The organism is Roseibium aggregatum, assembly GCF_014692675.1.
GTDB classification, from domain to species: domain Bacteria; phylum Pseudomonadota; class Alphaproteobacteria; order Rhizobiales; family Stappiaceae; genus Roseibium; species Roseibium aggregatum_C.
Genome location: NZ_JABFCZ010000048.1, coordinates 1 through 14,769, shown reverse-complemented (window position 1 = coordinate 14,769; position 14,769 = coordinate 1). Strand labels below are relative to the sequence as shown.

The 14,769-nt window shown below is 62.8% G+C and carries 14 protein-coding genes and 1 pseudogene; 5 read left to right on the top strand and 10 right to left on the bottom strand.

From position 1 onward, the window contains the following. Positions 1–127 (top strand): annotated as a pseudogene (locus tag HK439_RS25600) (IS5/IS1182 family transposase); the annotation flags it as partial. A gap of 697 nt (positions 128–824) precedes the next feature. Beyond that, positions 825–1,952, top strand: a complete 1,128-nt coding sequence (locus tag HK439_RS25595) for a cobalamin-independent methionine synthase II family protein (protein ID WP_190294337.1) — start codon at positions 825–827, stop codon at positions 1,950–1,952. 398 nt (positions 1,953–2,350) lie between these two features. On the opposite strand, the gene HK439_RS25590 is transcribed toward HK439_RS25595, so the two are convergent. Together HK439_RS25590 and HK439_RS25585 are read right to left on the bottom strand one after the other, a co-directional pair. Further along, complete coding sequence (locus HK439_RS25590) at positions 2,351–3,091, bottom strand: hypothetical protein (RefSeq protein ID WP_190294336.1); 741 nt, start codon at positions 3,089–3,091, stop codon at positions 2,351–2,353. 15 nt (positions 3,092–3,106) lie between these two features. Then, the gene (locus HK439_RS25585; protein ID WP_190294335.1) at positions 3,107–4,030 is read right to left on the bottom strand and encodes an alpha/beta fold hydrolase; all 924 of its coding nucleotides are present in this window, start codon (positions 4,028–4,030) and stop codon (positions 3,107–3,109) included. Between the two features lie 85 nt (positions 4,031–4,115). Between HK439_RS25585 and HK439_RS25580 the strand changes: the two genes are divergently transcribed. Further along, complete coding sequence (locus HK439_RS25580; protein ID WP_190294334.1) at positions 4,116–4,685, top strand: TetR/AcrR family transcriptional regulator; 570 nt, start codon at positions 4,116–4,118, stop codon at positions 4,683–4,685. 60 nt (positions 4,686–4,745) lie between these two features. Here HK439_RS25580 and HK439_RS25575 read toward each other — a convergent pair whose 3' ends face one another. After that, a complete protein-coding gene (locus tag HK439_RS25575) occupies positions 4,746–5,357 on the bottom strand; it encodes a TetR/AcrR family transcriptional regulator (protein ID WP_190294333.1) in 612 nt (203 codons plus the stop codon). Between the two features lie 128 nt (positions 5,358–5,485). On the opposite strand from HK439_RS25575, the gene HK439_RS25570 reads away from it, so the two are divergent. Next, on the top strand, positions 5,486–5,875 hold the full coding sequence (locus tag HK439_RS25570; RefSeq protein ID WP_190294332.1) for an MAPEG family protein: 390 nt from the start codon (positions 5,486–5,488) through the stop codon (positions 5,873–5,875). A gap of 243 nt (positions 5,876–6,118) precedes the next feature. Here the strand turns inward: HK439_RS25570 and HK439_RS25565 are convergent, their stop codons facing one another. The 3 genes from HK439_RS25565 to HK439_RS25555 form a co-directional block, all read right to left on the bottom strand. After that, positions 6,119–7,009, bottom strand: a complete 891-nt coding sequence (locus HK439_RS25565) for an alpha/beta hydrolase (RefSeq protein ID WP_190294331.1) — start codon at positions 7,007–7,009, stop codon at positions 6,119–6,121. 40 nt (positions 7,010–7,049) lie between these two features. Beyond that, a complete protein-coding gene (locus HK439_RS25560) occupies positions 7,050–8,150 on the bottom strand; it encodes an NAD(P)-dependent alcohol dehydrogenase (protein WP_190294338.1) in 1,101 nt (366 codons plus the stop codon). Positions 8,151–8,232: 82 nt separating this feature from the next. Then, positions 8,233–9,705 (bottom strand): benzaldehyde dehydrogenase, encoded by a 1,473-nt coding sequence (locus HK439_RS25555; protein WP_190294330.1) that lies wholly within the window; start codon positions 9,703–9,705, stop codon positions 8,233–8,235. A gap of 367 nt (positions 9,706–10,072) precedes the next feature. On the opposite strand from HK439_RS25555, the gene HK439_RS25550 reads away from it, so the two are divergent. Beyond that, positions 10,073–11,842: a sigma-54-dependent Fis family transcriptional regulator gene (locus tag HK439_RS25550; RefSeq protein WP_190294329.1), complete on the top strand. Its 1,770-nt coding sequence runs from the start codon at positions 10,073–10,075 to the stop codon at positions 11,840–11,842. Here the strand turns inward: HK439_RS25550 and HK439_RS25545 are convergent. Genes HK439_RS25545 through ubiT form a run of 4 tightly spaced genes read right to left on the bottom strand, consistent with a single transcriptional unit; the run spans position 11,839 to position 14,689 of the window. Continuing rightward, entirely contained in the window at positions 11,839–12,237 is a 399-nt protein-coding gene (locus HK439_RS25545; protein WP_190294328.1) for a hypothetical protein, read from the bottom strand. The two genes, HK439_RS25550 and HK439_RS25545, sit on opposite strands and share 4 nt — an antisense overlap. Next, on the bottom strand, positions 12,210–13,118 hold the full coding sequence (gene ubiV, locus HK439_RS25540; protein WP_190294327.1) for a ubiquinone anaerobic biosynthesis protein UbiV: 909 nt from the start codon (positions 13,116–13,118) through the stop codon (positions 12,210–12,212). Before ubiV ends, HK439_RS25545 begins: the two co-directional genes overlap by 28 nt. A gap of 6 nt (positions 13,119–13,124) precedes the next feature. Beyond that, positions 13,125–14,129, bottom strand: a complete 1,005-nt coding sequence (ubiU, locus tag HK439_RS25535; RefSeq protein ID WP_190294326.1) for a ubiquinone anaerobic biosynthesis protein UbiU — start codon at positions 14,127–14,129, stop codon at positions 13,125–13,127. Further along, the gene (ubiT, locus tag HK439_RS25530) at positions 14,129–14,689 is read right to left on the bottom strand and encodes a ubiquinone anaerobic biosynthesis accessory factor UbiT (protein ID WP_190294325.1); all 561 of its coding nucleotides are present in this window, start codon (positions 14,687–14,689) and stop codon (positions 14,129–14,131) included. The genes ubiU and ubiT overlap by 1 nt, the downstream gene beginning before the upstream one ends. Between the last annotated feature and the right edge of the window lie 80 nt (positions 14,690–14,769).

The following is a 14,769-nucleotide window of genomic DNA, read 5'->3' as shown; positions in this document are numbered from 1 at the left end:
CCTCTTCAACAAACTCAAGAACTGGCGGCGCATCGCGACCCGCTACGACAAAACCAAGGAATCCTACCTCGGCTTTGTCGCGCTCGCCTCAGTCAAACTCTGGATACCCTTTGTCCACGAAGCCTAGCATTGGCTGTTGGCGGATTACTTGTTGAAGTAGAAATGCCCGAACCGAATGTCAGTAAGCTAAAGGGACTGCTTACGGACGCCCGTTCTGCTTTGGCTGGAGCCGCGGGTAATTTGATGGCGAGTGGCGCGTTGACACTTATTGGTACTTTGTTAGGCGGTTGAAAGACGCGTAGCGAGACCATGTTGGAATCAGACAGTCTTACTCGCAGGATCCCGATCTTTCCTGAGGCTGGTTAAGCGAATTTCTTGGGGGTGATCAAGCTCTCGCATTCTGAAACATTAATGTGCTGAATTTTGGCGAGAAAACTAGAGTGTCCGCCTACTATAACTTCTGCCCAAAAATGTCGGGTAGCATAGGTCCCAGTTTTAGTCATTTGTTCGCCCGCACTGACTGGAAGCTTCCGATCTTCACGACCATCACACACCATCCATAAAGTGCCCCGCGAGGTGTACGTGCTGCCCAATCCCCAAACCTAGGCTTGACCTGACCGGTTGGAAGGGAAGGGGCCATGCGCCGATCCGGCGGAGCCTTCCTCCGAACGCGAAAATGCATACATGCCGGTTGCAATTCCCGCGAGGATCGTCAACCTTCGGGCCTAATTCCGCGCCGTCTGGATTGCCGGCATACATCGCCACGTCCCCAATCGCCGCGGACCCCTGACGACCCAACAAACAACAACCACCCGAGGAAACAAATGGCAATCGAGACGACCCACGTGGGCAGCCTGCCGCGCGGCGATAAACTGTCCGCCCTGCTTCTGGCGAAGGACCATGGCGAGGACTTCGACGAAGCCGAATTCGAGGCGGCCGTTCAGGCGGCGATCAACGAGGCGGTCCAGCATCAGCGCGAGGCTGGTGTCAGCATCGTCTCCGACGGTGAGTTGGGCAAGGTTGGCTATTCCACCTACATGCAGGAGCGCTTGAGCGGCTTCGGCGGGCATATCGACCGCAAGCCCGCGAAGGACCTCGCCGCCCATCCGGACCTTGCCAGAAAGCTCAGCGCCATCATGGGGAAGCAGGAGTTCACCCGCGCGTCCTGCATCGGCGAGGTCAAGCTCATTGATCTGCAGCCGGCCCTCGACGATATCCGCCGCTTCAAGACAGCACTTGCCGAGAAGGGCGAGGGGACCCGGGCCTTCATGAACGCGGCGTCGCCGGGGCTGATCACGGCGTTTCAGGTCAACCGCTATTACCCGAGCCACGAGGCCTATCTGGAGGCCCTGGTCGCGGCGATGCGGCCGGAATACGAGGCCATTCTCGATGCCGGGCTGGATATCCAGTTCGACTGTCCGGATCTCGCCATGTCCGCCCACACCGGCTACCAGGATGCGTCGGAGGAAGAGTTCGTGAAGATCGCCGCCGCCAATGTGGAGGCCCTGAATGCGGCAACCGAAGGCCTGCCGAAGGAGCGGATGCGCATGCATCTGTGCTGGGGCAATTACGAGGGCCCGCACGATCATGATATCGCGCTTGAAAAGGTGATCGATGTCGTCTTGGGCGCGCGCCCGAGCACCATCCTGTTTGAAAGCGCCAACCCCTGCCACGAGCACGAATGGACGGTCTGGCGGGACGCGGACATCCCGGACGACAAGATCCTGGCGCCGGGCGTCATCGACATCTGTTCCAACTACGTGGAACACCCGGAGCTGATCGCCCAGCGGCTGCAGCGCTTCGTGGATATCGTCGGTCCAGACCGGGTGATCGCCAGCACCGACTGCGGCTTCGGCACCTTTGCCGGCTACGGCAAGATCGACCCGGAAGTCACCTGGAAAAAGCTCCGCAACCTCAGGAAAGGCGCCGATCTGGCGTCCAGCAGGGCTTGAGGGAAAGCCCAGAGCGATTGCCCATGAGGAAAGTCCATGTGTTCAGTCCCAATGGGCTACAACATTCACACATTTCATTCCAATGCCATCTGTCCCGGAGGTGCGGCGGAGAAGGATATGTCCTTCCGACCATCCGGAATTATGGCGAGGTGGATTGGATCACCCGGACTTCGCCGTGTGATGACGGCGTTCGGCCGGATGGGCATCACCATTTCCCGAGGACGTCATTGCCCGGCGAAGTTGTTCGGGCAATCCAATCGCATCGATCAAACGGCAAGGCGGTCGAAGATGTGTGAATCTGGTGGCCCGATGGGAGAGTGCGAACCGGCGCCCAGCGATGACCCCTCGTGGCGGAACATCAGGGTTTCAATGCTTTTCATGAACATCCCGGCCTCCCGTCACGCGTGAGCCGTCTGGACGGCGTCGGCGCCTTGCCCAAGTCTCGCGAGCGAGAACAGGTGGAAGGCGATGAAGATCGGCACGAAATAGGCGGGGAACAGCGCCAGCGGATAGAGGTTTATGATGTTGGGGGCATCGAGCGACAGAATGTGCAGGAAACCTTCGGACGTGGTCACTCCGGCTGCCACGGCCACGGCGAAATCGGTGAGGCCAACGACATTGGCCCAAAGCACCTTGTGCCCGGCGTCCGGCTCCCCCCGATTGAGCGCGGAAAGCGCCCGCATCGCCGCAACGCCGGCCCAGACGTCGCCCACTCCCGCCGGCAGGGCGAATTCCCACGGGATCCTTCCCATCGCCCATCCCAGAAGGAACAGTCCGCCCATCATCCGGAAGACCTGAAATCCGATCAGATGATGCTGGTCGAGACCGGACAGAATGGCGCGGCCGGATTGGGTGAACCGTCCAAGGCTCCACAGCAGCACCGCTCCGCCGATGAGTGGCATGAGCGCAAAGGGCGGATCGGTCAGCGTCGGCGGCGGCAACAGGAGTCCGGCCCGCGCCAGCGGACCCATCGCGACGAACCACAACGACAGGAAGGCTGCCAGCGCAGCGATGATCCAGGCCGCGCGCCGGGGAGCCATATTCGCTCGAAAGGCGCCTAACGCCAGAAGTCCGATCACGACGGCGGTCAGAAAGATGCCGAAGCTCTGGACGTAGAATGTCGCAATTGTGTCGAACATGGTGATGTCCTTTCCTTAACGTGCGGTCCCTGGTGTTTCGGGGAGCGGTGGGACGGAAAACCACGCCTCGATCGCCTTGCAGATCGCGTCGGGCGCGTCTTCCTGGATGAAATGCCCGGCACCGTGCAGGGTTATGTCGCGGTGATCGGCAAAGAGCGCCCGAAAACGAGCGCGCTCGTGCTCCCTGAACGCAAAATCGCGGTCTCCCCAAAGGATCAACGCAGGCTTGTCCGAGATGGCCGCCAGGCCACGCTCGACCTCGCGAAGGAAGGGCTCGGCCGCCGTCAGTTCTCGCGGGAAGATGTGGGTGGGTCTGCGCGCGCTTCGCTTGCGAAAGGGCGCAAGGTACATTTGCAAGGCCTGGCGCGGCAGGGGATTGGCGACGCCCTTTCGAAAGAAGAACCGCACCACGCCGTTGAAACCGAAGGCCGCGACGCGCCCCGGCAAACCGCCCATCAGCGCCGAGAACATCCGCGGCCCGCGCCGGTCAAAGGGCCATGCCCAGGTATTGCCGATGATCAGCCGGTCGATCCGGTCCGGCCGGGCCTGAACGGCGCGCAACCCGATCGGTCCGCCCCAGTCCTGCACCATCACGGTCGCCCCCTTGAGGTCGAGCCGGTCGATCAGGTCGATGATCGCGTCGCTATGCTCCCGGGCGGTGAAACCAAAGCCGGGACTTGCCACTGAAAGGCCAAAACCCGGCAGGTCGGGTGCGACGCAGCGGAACGATCGGCTGAGCTGCGTGATGATTTTGCGGTAGAGAAACGACCAGGCGGGATTGCCATGCAGGAGAAGCAGAACCGGCCCTTTTCCCTCATCGAGATAATGCACGCGGTTGCCGTCGCCCAGGTCCTGCCAATGGGAGGCGAAGGGATAAAGCTCACGGTCGGGTACAAAGCGCGGAGCAGTGGGGGAGGCCTTGGGCGAGGGGTCTGGCATTGGCAACTCATTTGGATGATGATTGTAATCTTAATATTTAGATGATACTTGAAAGCTAAATTGTCAAGCCTGCAAGGAGGCCCGAATGCCGCGTATGTCCGCCAGCGCGAAAGAGGAGAGTCATGACCGGATTCTGACCGCCGCCGCGCGTCTGTTCCGCGAGCGAGGTATCGAAGCAACGAGCGTCGCCGATATCATGAAAGCTGCCGGCCTCACCCATGGCGGATTCTACCGACATTTCGATTCGAAGCAGGCGCTGGTCACCGCCGCCTTTCGGCGTGCGGTCGAGGAACTGCTGTCGGAAGCGGAAGCCGCGCCGGATCGGGAGGAGGCGCAGGCGCGTTTCCTCGCCCGATATCTGTCATCGGAGCATGTCGGCGACCCGGGCCACGGCTGCCCGCTCATCGCGCTGGGTGCGGAGATTGCGCGTGATGATGGGCCGGCACAGACCGAGGCATCGTCCGCCATGGAAAGAATGGCGGCGCTGCTGGCGACCGGCGAGCAGGACGACGTGGACCCGGGCCTGGCCATGATGGCGCTGCTGTTGGGGGCCGTTTCGCTGGCGCGCATTGCCAAGTCGCCGGAGCTGTCCGCAAAAATGCGCGCGGTCGGAGAGCGTGGCGTGGATGTGCTCAAGTCGCATTGGCGCGACTGATCCGGTGAGCCGCCGACATCCGGATGCCGGCCCACAGACGAATTGCGATGAGTTCTGACCCTAGATGTGCGGACCGCAGTCTGCCGGTGCCCAGGACCGGACCATTACCGCGGCGGCTCGCGCAATGGCTGCCGGGTCGCCGCCCGCGCTTCCTGCCCGCATCGCGATGTTCATCGACACCGCGCAGGCGGTCAGCAGCTGGGTTCGCGCCTCGATATCCAGCCCCGGCGCCATTGCGCCATTGCGCTCGATCGCTGCCAGAGCCTCACCGAATCCCTGCCGCAGCATCGTGAAGAACCGTTCCGCGCGGGCCGACACGCCGGCATCGCCGCCGTCGAATTCGCAAATGCTGTTGACCATCAGACAGCCGAATGGGGCCCCCGGTGCCAAATCCTCCGGCGGGACGTTGGCCTCGAACCACCGGGCAAGGGTTTCAAGCCGACCATCGGTCATCCTCGGTGCCAGCGTCGCTTCGAAACGATCGAGGTAGTGGTCAAGGGCCTTCAGAAACAGCGGCATCTTCCCGCCGTAGGCGGTCTGAAGCGTGAACCGGGTGACACCCGTCTCGGCCTCGATCTGGCGTGTGCCGACGGCGTGGTAGCCTTCGCGCCAGAACAGAAGCGCTGCCGCGGTGAGGGCTTGGTCGGGGTCGGTTTTTCGGCGCCTTGGCATGTGTCGCGATTCCGGAATTGACAATCTATCCGATTGACTAGATATATATCTAGCCGAATGGATTGAATACACCAATCAGCGACGGCCGCAACCCCCGCCGGGTGAACGGCGCCAAGGGAGATGCCGACATGAGTTACGAAAACGCGCTTGCCGCCTTTGTCCTGATCACGATCGCCACGCTCGGGATGGAAATCATGACCACCTATGCGACCCAGGGCCTCGCCTTCGGTTTTTCGTCGAACCGCCCGCCGGTCGAGAAATCGGGCTTTGCCCTGCGGGTGGCGCGGACCTTTCAGAACCAGGTGGAATCGGCGGCCTATGTTGTGCCGGCTCTGGTGCTTGCGACGCTGTCGGATGCCGTCATCCCGGGTGGCGCGCTTGTCGCACTGCTGATCGTACTGGGCCGTGCGGCCTATGTTCCACTCTATTACAGCGGCGTGCCCTTCATCCGGGTTCCGGTCTTCGGGCTGGGAACGCTGGGATCGCTTTACCTGGCCTATTTCGCCTGGGCGGGCTGAGCAAAGCGCGCACCGGTCCGCGGACCTGTGATGAGCTTCCCGGGCAACGTGGGAACCGAGTCGACGATCGGGGAGGACCGTTTACGCACGGCACGATCGCCGAACAGCTCGAGCTTCGCCGGCGACCCCGCCGGGGCGTCATGTACCTGGCACGTCGCCATCCTCGACATCGCCCGCCGCTGACGCTGTCCTCAAGGATCGCGTCTTCACCCTCCACGCAGTCATCCGGCGGCAGGGCGGATCTTATGAGTTCAGGTGCTTTTTGACGAACGCACCGGCCTCGTCGATGGAGGCCATGCCCTCGTCGAGCATCGGCGCGAAGAGCTGCCAGGAATGAACCATGCCGTCCCAGATTTTCAGCTCCGCGGTTCCGCCCGCGGCGCTGATCCGCTCGGCAATCGTGATGCTGTCGTCGTGCAGGATTTCCCACGAACCCACATGCACCAGAACGGGCGGCAGGCCGGCCATGTCGCTGTAGAACGGCGTGACGGTCGGCGAACGGCGGTCGCCATCGCCGATATAGATCATGTTGAACAGGCCCATCAGCTCCGGCGTCAGCAGGGGGGCGTCCACGACGGAGCGATGGGAGTCGCCGTCATCGGCCAGGTCGAGAGCCGGTGACATCAGCACGACACAGGCCGGCAGAGGTAAACCTTCGTCGCGGGCGCGGACAGCCGTAGCAAGCGCCATGTTGCCACCGGCTGAATCGCCGCACAGCGCGATCGAAGAAGGCGCATAGCCCTGATCAAGCGCCCATCTGTAAGCGGCATGACAATCGTCATGCGCTGCCGGGGCGGGATGTTCCGGAGCCAGACGGTAATCGACCCTGAGCACCGCCGCACCCGAGGCCCGCGCCAGATTCGAGGCGATCACGCGGTGCGAACGCGGCGAACCGAACAGGAAACCGCCGCCATGGTAGAAAATGAGCAGTTGACCCGGCCTGGTATCCGGCATGCGGATCATCTCCGCGCCGCAGGGGCCGACCGACAGGTTCTCGATCATCGCACCCTCGGCAATGGGTGTCTGTTCGTTGATGGCTTCGAACCAGACGCGCATTTCGGCCGGACCGGCATTTTCCGGCGGCGGATTCTCGGCGCTGACCTGCAGAATAAAATCGAGCTGTTCCTTGGACATGTTTTCTCCCGTTTTCCCGTGACCGGCAACGGCCATCCGGCTACTGCATGCGGACAATCGGTTTGATGGCCCGTCCGGCCTCTGAATCGCGGATTGCGTCGTTGATGTTTTCGAAGTCGTAAAACGTCACGAGCCTGTCGAAGGGAAAATCGCCCTTGCGGTAGAGCTCGATCAGCATCGGGATGAAGACATCCGGGTTGGATTCGCCCTCGACGATGCCGATCAGCTTGCGGCCCGCGCTCATGAAATGGGTCTCGTTGAGAACAATCTCCGCCTCCGGTCCCGAGGCGCCGAGAATGCCGCAGGCGCCCATCGGTGCAAGGCTTTCCACCGCGCTGCGGATAACGCCGGGCAGGCCGGTCGTGTCGAGAGCGAAGTTCACGCCGTAGCCGGTGATCTTCATGATTTCCTCGCTCGCGTTCGCTTTGCCCGGATTGATCGTGTGGGTGGCGCCGAGCTCGCGGGCGTTATTCAGGCGCTCGTCGTTCATATCGACGGCAACGATCGTCGTCGCACCGACAACCTTGGCGGCCATGAGCGCGGACAGGCCAACCGAACCGGTCCCGAACACCGCGAAGCTTTTGCCCGGCGAAACCTTGAGCGCATTCATCACCGCGCCCGCGCCGGTCTGAACGCCGCAGGCAAGCGGGCCAAGCAGCGCCAGCTCCACGTCGTCCGGCACTTTCACCACATTGGCTTCACCGCAAAGCGCATAGGTCGCGAAAGACGACTGGCCGAAGAAGTTGGAATGGATCACTTCGCCGTTCTTCTTCAGCGCGGTGGTTCCATCTGCGCGCGTGGCGAAGAAGTTGCGCGGGAAGAATTCGTGGCAGTAGGTGATGGCATGTTCCCGGCAGCTCGGACAGGCGCCGCAGGAATCGAAGGTCATCACCACATGGTCTCCCGGTTTCACCTTGGTGACCGCGCCGCCGACCTTCTCCACCACACCGGCCCCCTCGTGGCCAAGCACCACGGGCATCGGCGTCGGCAGCATGCCGTCGCGGACCACCAGATCGGTGTGGCAGACGCCAGTGGCGGCAACCTTGACCAGAATCTCGCCGGCGCGCGGCTCGTCGATCTCGATATTTTCAAGGCTGAGAGTGGCACCCTTTTCACGGGCGATCGCGGCACGGATTTGCATCATTCATTCTCCAGATCTTCGAAGGAAACGGGGGACGGCCCGCTCCGGCGCCCGCAGGTGCCGAAAGCGGGCCGCGAGAGGATCAGAACGGGTAGGGCGTTGCTTCGTCTTTCACCGAGATCCACATCCACTGGGTGAATTCCTCGATGTCGGCGGGACCGCCGATACGGCTGCCGTTGCCGGACTTGCCGCGTCCGCCAAAGGGCGCGAACGGGCCGCCATTGACCGTCTGGTCGTTGATATGGAGCTGGCCGACATTGAGCTGTTCGCCGAGCGCCAGGGCACGGCCGGTGGATTTGGAGATAACACCGGCGGCGAGGCCATAATCGCTCATATTGGCGAGTTCGACAGCTTCCTCATCCGTACCGAAGGAGACGATGCAGGCGACCGGGCCGAAGATTTCCTCCTCGAAGGCGCGCATGCCGGGCTTGACGCCTGAAAGAACGGTCGCCGCGTAGAACCGCCCGTCATGGGTGCCGCCGGCAAGAAGGTCCGCGCCCCTGGCAACTGCGTCGTCCACGATGGCCTGGATGGTCTCGACCTGATTGTCGGAAATGATCGGCCCCAGCGCCACCTGGCCGGAGGACGGGTCGCCGCACGGCAGATGCGCGGCTTTGGCGACGAGGCGCTCGGTCAGCGCGCCGGCCACGCTCTCATGAGCAAGAATGAGCCCCGTCGCCATGCAGATCTGGCCCTGGTGCAGGAACGCGCCCCAAGCGGAATTCGATGCCGCGATGTCGAGATCGGCGTCTTCGAGGACAACAAGTGCGTTCTTGCCGCCAAGCTCAAGCTGAACCTTCTTCAAATGCTTGCCGCAAAGTTCGCCGACCCGCGAACCACCCTTTGCCGAGCCTGTGAACGAGATCATTGCGATATCGGGATCGGAGCACAGCGCCTCGCCGGCTTCCGCTCCGCCGGGAACGATCTGCAAGACGCCCTTCGGCAAACCGGCTTCCTCGAAGATCCGGGCGATTATGATGCCGCCGGAGATCGGTGTGCGCGGATCCGGCTTATGCACCACCGCATTGCCGAGCGCCAATGCCGAGGCAATGGCGCGTACGGAAAGCACCAGCGGAAAGTTGAAGGGCGAAATGACGCCGACAACGCCATGCGGCACACGCTTTGCGTAATTCGTGCGCTCGTCGAAGCCGGCAATCATTATGCCCGTCGGCTGGGTTGCCAGGGTGGCCGAGTTGCGGATGAACAGGGCGCCGTGTTCGATTTCGATGCCCGCCTTGGGCTGGATGGAGCCCGATTCCTTCATGATCCAGGGGATCAGCTCTTCCGCGTTCTGTTCCAGGAGGTCGGCGGCCTTGTTGAGGATCGCCTGACGGACGGTCGGCAGGGTCTTCGCCCATTCGCGCTGCGCCTTGCGCGCCTCGGCGGCGGCTCTCCTGATATCGGAAGCACCGCCGATCCCGACGGTGGCCAGCACTTCGCCGGTCGACGGATCGCAGACCTGCGCGACGCCTGCGCTGGTCGTCTGCCAATCGGAAAACAGGGCTTTACCTTCCCATTTCCCGGTGGCGATGAATTGCTGATTTTCCACGTTCATGTCTGTCCTCCCGATTTCGTTTCACCGGCGGGCGGCCCGAAGCCACAGCTCCGCCGTCGACCCGGGACCAGTCCCGGGGCTCAAAATCTCAACTGACCGGATGACCGATCTCCTCCCTAGCCGCCTCCTCAAGCGGGCCGGCGGAGACGTCGCAAGTGCTGTGCCAATTCCCCGCGCGGTATCGGGGAAAGCACTTATCGACCGGAGATATCGCGTGAAATCAGCGTCATAGGAAACGAAAGGGTGGACGGGCATTCTGCTCCCGTCGTTTCCCGGCTTCTGAATTCGCCTTAGAAATTTTCACTATTTGATGAATTGAACTTTCAATTCTCCTGATTTCATGAATTCATGAGGCGGGAGGAAAAGGATGAAATCCAGGGAAACGCTCATCTCGCTCGCGGAAGCTTCTCGGCGCGCGTCGAAGATCCTGACGCGCGGTGCCAGCAGCGAGCTGGGTACCGGGGCGGCACCGACCTTCGAAGATCTCACGGAGGCACTGCATTTCGCACTGGGCGATGGCCGGATATGGCTCAACGATCAGCGTATGGTCCTGATGCAGTCCCTGGTGCTGGGCCGGCTGCGCGCCGAGATCATAGACGCGTTCGGCACCGAGGCCGCGAAGGCGATCTTCATGCGGGTGGGCTACATGCAGGGTCTGCGCGATGCGGAGCTGATCCAGAAGCGGTTTCCCAACGAGGACCTGACCCATGCGCTTGCCGCGGGCCCGCGTGTCCACACGCTGGAGGGTTTCGTCAAGGTAACCACGAAACATTTCGAATTCGACGGAACCAGGGGCACCTATTTCGGTGAGTTCTATTGGGACGAATCCTCCGAAGCCGCCGAGCATATCGCCAGCTACGGATTGGCCAGCGAGCCGGTCTGCTGGCTGCAGACCGGCTATCCGTCGGGTTATACGACACAGCTGTTCGGCAAACCGGTGATCTTCCGCGAGATCGAATGCGCGGGCATGGGCGCGAAGCGGTGTCTTGTCGTCGGCCAGCATGCCGATGCCTGGGGTCGCGATGCGCCGGAACGCGAATATTTCGGGCTGGAATGGAAGAACCGCCGCAGCTATCCGGCGCGGACCGTGAAGACGCAGAACGCGGAACCTGTTGCAGGCCCGGATGGCGACGGTATCGCGGTTGGCGTTTCGGCCAGTTTCGTGCGGACACGGCTTCTGCTTCAGAAAGTGGCGGAGACCGAGGCAACGGTGCTCTTCGTCGGCGAATCCGGTGTCGGCAAGGAACTCTTCTCCAACCAGCTCCACGAAATGAGCCGGCGGGCCAAGGGGCCGTTCGTCGCCATCAACTGCGCTGCCATTCCGGAAAATCTGGTGGAATCCGAACTGTTCGGCGTGGAAAAAGGGGCCTTTACCGGCGCAACCAGTTCCCGCCCTGGCTATTTCGAGCGCGCTTCTGGCGGCACGCTGTTTCTCGACGAGGTCGCCTCGCTGACCTATTCGGCGCAGGGCAAATTGCTGCGTGCCCTTCAGGAGCGGAAAATCGAGCGGGTCGGTGCGGCCAGGACGACCCATGTCGATGTCAGGGTCGTGGCGGCCTCCAATGTCGATCTCGCCGAAGAGGTCGCAGCGAACCGCTTCCGGCAGGATCTCTATTTCCGCCTGTGCGTTTTTCCGATTGCGATACCCCCGCTGCGCGAGCGGCGCGACGACATTCCGCTTCTGATGGCGCATTTTCTCAGCACCTACTCCAAGCGGCACGGAAAAACCGTTACCGGTTTCACCCGCCGGGCGGCCGATGCGCTGCTGAAATACGACTATCCGGGCAATATCCGGGAATTGCAGAATCTCGTGGAACGCGGTGTCGTCTATGCCGACGAGGGAGGCCAGATCGACGTGATCCATCTCTTTGCCGGTTCCGAGCCGTTGCCGGGCTTCACCGTCAACCTCTCCCGGGAAGGACGCCTCGGTTTCACGCCTTTCGACCTCACGCGCTCCTTGAGCGGCGGCGGATCCGCACAGGAGCCCGTTCCATTCGAGGACGTCGAGCGGCAGACCTATCAGGCCGCATTGACCCGGACCAAAGGCAATGTTGCCGCGGCAGCCCGCGAGCTGGGAATCTCCCGCGCCAAACTCGATTACCGGCTCAAAAGGCTCGGTCTGGCAACAACAGCCTAGGATCTGGCCTCTTTGCCGTCGACCCGGGCCAGGGCGTCAAGATGCCGGGCGCAGCGGTCTGCCGTGTCGGCGAGGAATTTCAGGCTTTCGGAGTGATCCTTGAGAACCTCCGCCGGGACCGGCTGCCGGCCGAGCTGCTGCAGCTCGCCCAGGTAAGCAAGTCCCGCTTTCAGGCGGGAGAAGTCCTCCAGGATATCCGAGACCAGACGGCGCCTTACTTTCTGCGTTTCCCATTCCTCCAGGGCAAGGATGGTGCGGTCGACCTTGTCCTGGCACGCACAGGGCAGATCCAGGGCGGATAGGGCGCGCTGAACCCGGTTGAGCCAGTCATCGGGACGCTCGCCTGTGCCGTCGAACGGGAAAGGCCCTAGAGGCTCAGTGTCTCTTTCTTCCACCCTGCGTCTCCGTTCAGATAGGCATTGCAGATAGGGGCCGGCAGGCCCGTTTCCTCCAGCCTGGCTTCCAGTTCGTCCGGGGCGATCTCCCGGTCCAGGCATTGCCGGAAAAGGCTAGCGACCCGAACCATGTCCGTCGAATGGGGCGACAGGCGCAGCCGCGATATGCCGAGGCTGCGCAGGTGATCCGGGGCAAGCGCTGCGACTTGGCAGCTGTCGGAAAGGGTCTGGATCCCGTTGGTGGCCAGGAAGCGCTGCCCGTCCACCGTGGTGACATCCATCCCGTCCGGATCCTTGTCGCAGACGAACTGGCAGGAATCCTTGCTCAGGCCATGGGAGCGGGCATGATAGCACCTGGAGGAGAGCGCCAGCGGCAACCGGCCGAAGGCGAAGAGTTCGATCCCGACTTCGGGAACCAGCGCCGCGATTGTCCGGATCGAGGAGAGCGGCAGTTCCACGGGCGGACACCAGTCGGTCGCGCCGCGCGCCGCCAGAAACGAAAGGCAGACCTCGTTGTAGCAGTTGAGGAACGGACCGGCGGTAAACGGTCTGCCGGTGCACGCGGGAAGCATGCACATGTCGTTGATTTCAATCGGCAGGTCGTAGCCCGCCTGCAGGGTCAGCGCGTTGCGGTCCCGTTTGCTGGAGGGTTGCGCCAGCGATGAAAAGACGACCGTCTTGCCCGCGCCGGTCAGCCGTTCGATCACGTCTGCCCAGATCGGATCGGTGAAGGGCATGCGCTTGCCGCAGACGACCTCGCCGACATAGACCCGCTCGACCGGGGCCTCGTCCGCGATCCGGGCATAGAAATCGGTCATCCGGTCCGCCGGCCAGTTGAAGAGACATGGCCCGAGGGCGAGTTCGATGGGAGCTGCGCTCATATCCGCCTATCTCCAGGTTTTCCGGTAGGAGCCCGCTGTCTGGCGTCCTCCTTCCGACAGGCCTTTCAGGGCGGCCATGTCGGGAAGGGTGTCGGCGCCGGCGGCGAGGGCGTCCACGGCGGAGCGGAAGGCCCGCACCACCTGGCCGATGTAGGCCTTGCCCCGCTGGCGGCCCTCGATCTTCAGGGCGGTCACGCCGGCCCTGGCCAGATCCGGCAGCAGATCGGCGGCGTTCAGGCTGACCGGGTCTTCAAACAGGTGGCTTGTCTTGCCGCGAGCCGTGAACTGGCCCTTGCACAGCGTCGGGTATCCGGCCGGCTCGCCTTGGGGGAAACTGTCGATGGTGAACCCGCCGAGCCGCGTCAGCAGATTGCCGGACGGGTCCTCGCAATAGGACACATGGTCGGGCGGCGAGCAGACGCCGGTCAGGTTGGGGGACTTGCCCGTGGCATAGGAGGACAGCGCGCAGCGTCCTTCCGTCATCACGCAGAGCCCGCCGAAGACGAAGACTTCCGTTTCGACGGAGATTTCCGCGTTGAGCGCGGCGATTTCAGACACCGAAAGAACGCGCGGAAGGACGACGCGCTTGACGCCGAAGGTCTGCGCATAGAACTCGATCGCTTCCGGCGTGTTGGCGGCGGCCTGGACGGAGAGGTGCAGGCGCTGCTTCGGATGGTGTGTGGCGCAATGATCCAGGACGGCGATATCCGCCGCGATGATCGCGTCCGCGCCGCTTGTAACCGCCCGGTCGACCGCCTTTCGCCAGGTTTCGGTCGCACCGGCGGTCGCGAAGGTGTTGATGGCGACCAGAACCTTTGCGCCTGCCTTGTGCGCATAGGCAATGCCGTCGCGCAGTTCATCGGGGGAGAAATTGAGGCCCGGAAAATTGCGGGCGTTCGTCTCGTCGTTGAAGCCGCAGTAAACGGCGTGGGCGCCGGCATCGACCGCGGTGCGCAGCGAGGACGGGGTGCCGGCTGGGCAGACCAGTTCAAGGAGAGGGGTGTTCGTCATCAGCGCGCGCTTCCCGACGCCGGCGGATCCAGTTCGCGAGCGCCGGTCATGTAACGCGCCATGCCGAGCGCCCGGCCGGCAAACCGGTTGGCAAGATCGGCGGCCGTGCCGGTCAGGCCGGCGAACTCGGCCGGTGTCAGGTCCGCTTCCTCCAGGGTGTTCCGCAAGGCAAGGACATGATCCATCCGCCCTTCGATCCGCAGGCTGCGGCTGAAAAAGACCGCGTCGCCGTCGAACGTGCCGTCCAGAAGCCCCAGCAGCACGAGAAACGGCGCCCGGATGACGGCCGAAGCGTCCTTGACCCGTTCCTTGTCCACGATGCGGACCCTGGGATTGTATCGGTCGAGGGACAGATGAAAGGCATGGGGCAGGTCATCGGGCACGACGGCGATCGGAACCTCTGCCGTTTCTCCAAGACGGGTCATCAGGTCGGGCCGCCTGGCAATCAGGTTGCGGATCAGGCGGGAGAGAATTTCTTCCATGGGGGCCCTGGGAAGCGGGGAGATCAGGGAGGAGATGAAGCCCGGCAGGAGGCCGGGAGGGGATTGGCTGTCGGACATGGGTCACTCGCTATGATGCGATGACGCTACCGCTCCGGCGACCGGGTGCTACTTGATCTAAGTCAAGGATGTTTGGAAAT

What these genes read in the sequence shown, in the direction of transcription:
- HK439_RS25575 (WP_190294333.1), bottom strand. Translation starts at nt 5,357, where the DNA reads ATGCCAAGGCGCCGAAAAACCGACCCCGACCAAGCCCTCACCGCGGCA.
- ubiT (WP_190294325.1), bottom strand. Translation starts at nt 14,689, where the DNA reads ATGTCCGACAGCCAATCCCCTCCCGGCCTCCTGCCGGGCTTCATCTCC.
- HK439_RS25570 (WP_190294332.1), top strand. Translation starts at nt 5,486, where the DNA reads ATGAGTTACGAAAACGCGCTTGCCGCCTTTGTCCTGATCACGATCGCC.
- HK439_RS25585 (WP_190294335.1), bottom strand. Translation starts at nt 4,030, where the DNA reads ATGCCAGACCCCTCGCCCAAGGCCTCCCCCACTGCTCCGCGCTTTGTA.
- HK439_RS25560 (WP_190294338.1), bottom strand. Translation starts at nt 8,150, where the DNA reads ATGCAAATCCGTGCCGCGATCGCCCGTGAAAAGGGTGCCACTCTCAGC.
- HK439_RS25580 (WP_190294334.1), top strand. Translation starts at nt 4,116, where the DNA reads ATGCCGCGTATGTCCGCCAGCGCGAAAGAGGAGAGTCATGACCGGATT.
- HK439_RS25590 (WP_190294336.1), bottom strand. Translation starts at nt 3,091, where the DNA reads ATGTTCGACACAATTGCGACATTCTACGTCCAGAGCTTCGGCATCTTT.
- HK439_RS25550 (WP_190294329.1), top strand. Translation starts at nt 10,073, where the DNA reads ATGAAATCCAGGGAAACGCTCATCTCGCTCGCGGAAGCTTCTCGGCGC.
- HK439_RS25555 (WP_190294330.1), bottom strand. Translation starts at nt 9,705, where the DNA reads ATGAACGTGGAAAATCAGCAATTCATCGCCACCGGGAAATGGGAAGGT.
- HK439_RS25595 (WP_190294337.1), top strand. Translation starts at nt 825, where the DNA reads ATGGCAATCGAGACGACCCACGTGGGCAGCCTGCCGCGCGGCGATAAA.
- ubiU (WP_190294326.1), bottom strand. Translation starts at nt 14,129, where the DNA reads ATGACGAACACCCCTCTCCTTGAACTGGTCTGCCCAGCCGGCACCCCG.
- ubiV (WP_190294327.1), bottom strand. Translation starts at nt 13,118, where the DNA reads ATGAGCGCAGCTCCCATCGAACTCGCCCTCGGGCCATGTCTCTTCAAC.
- HK439_RS25565 (WP_190294331.1), bottom strand. Translation starts at nt 7,009, where the DNA reads ATGTCCAAGGAACAGCTCGATTTTATTCTGCAGGTCAGCGCCGAGAAT.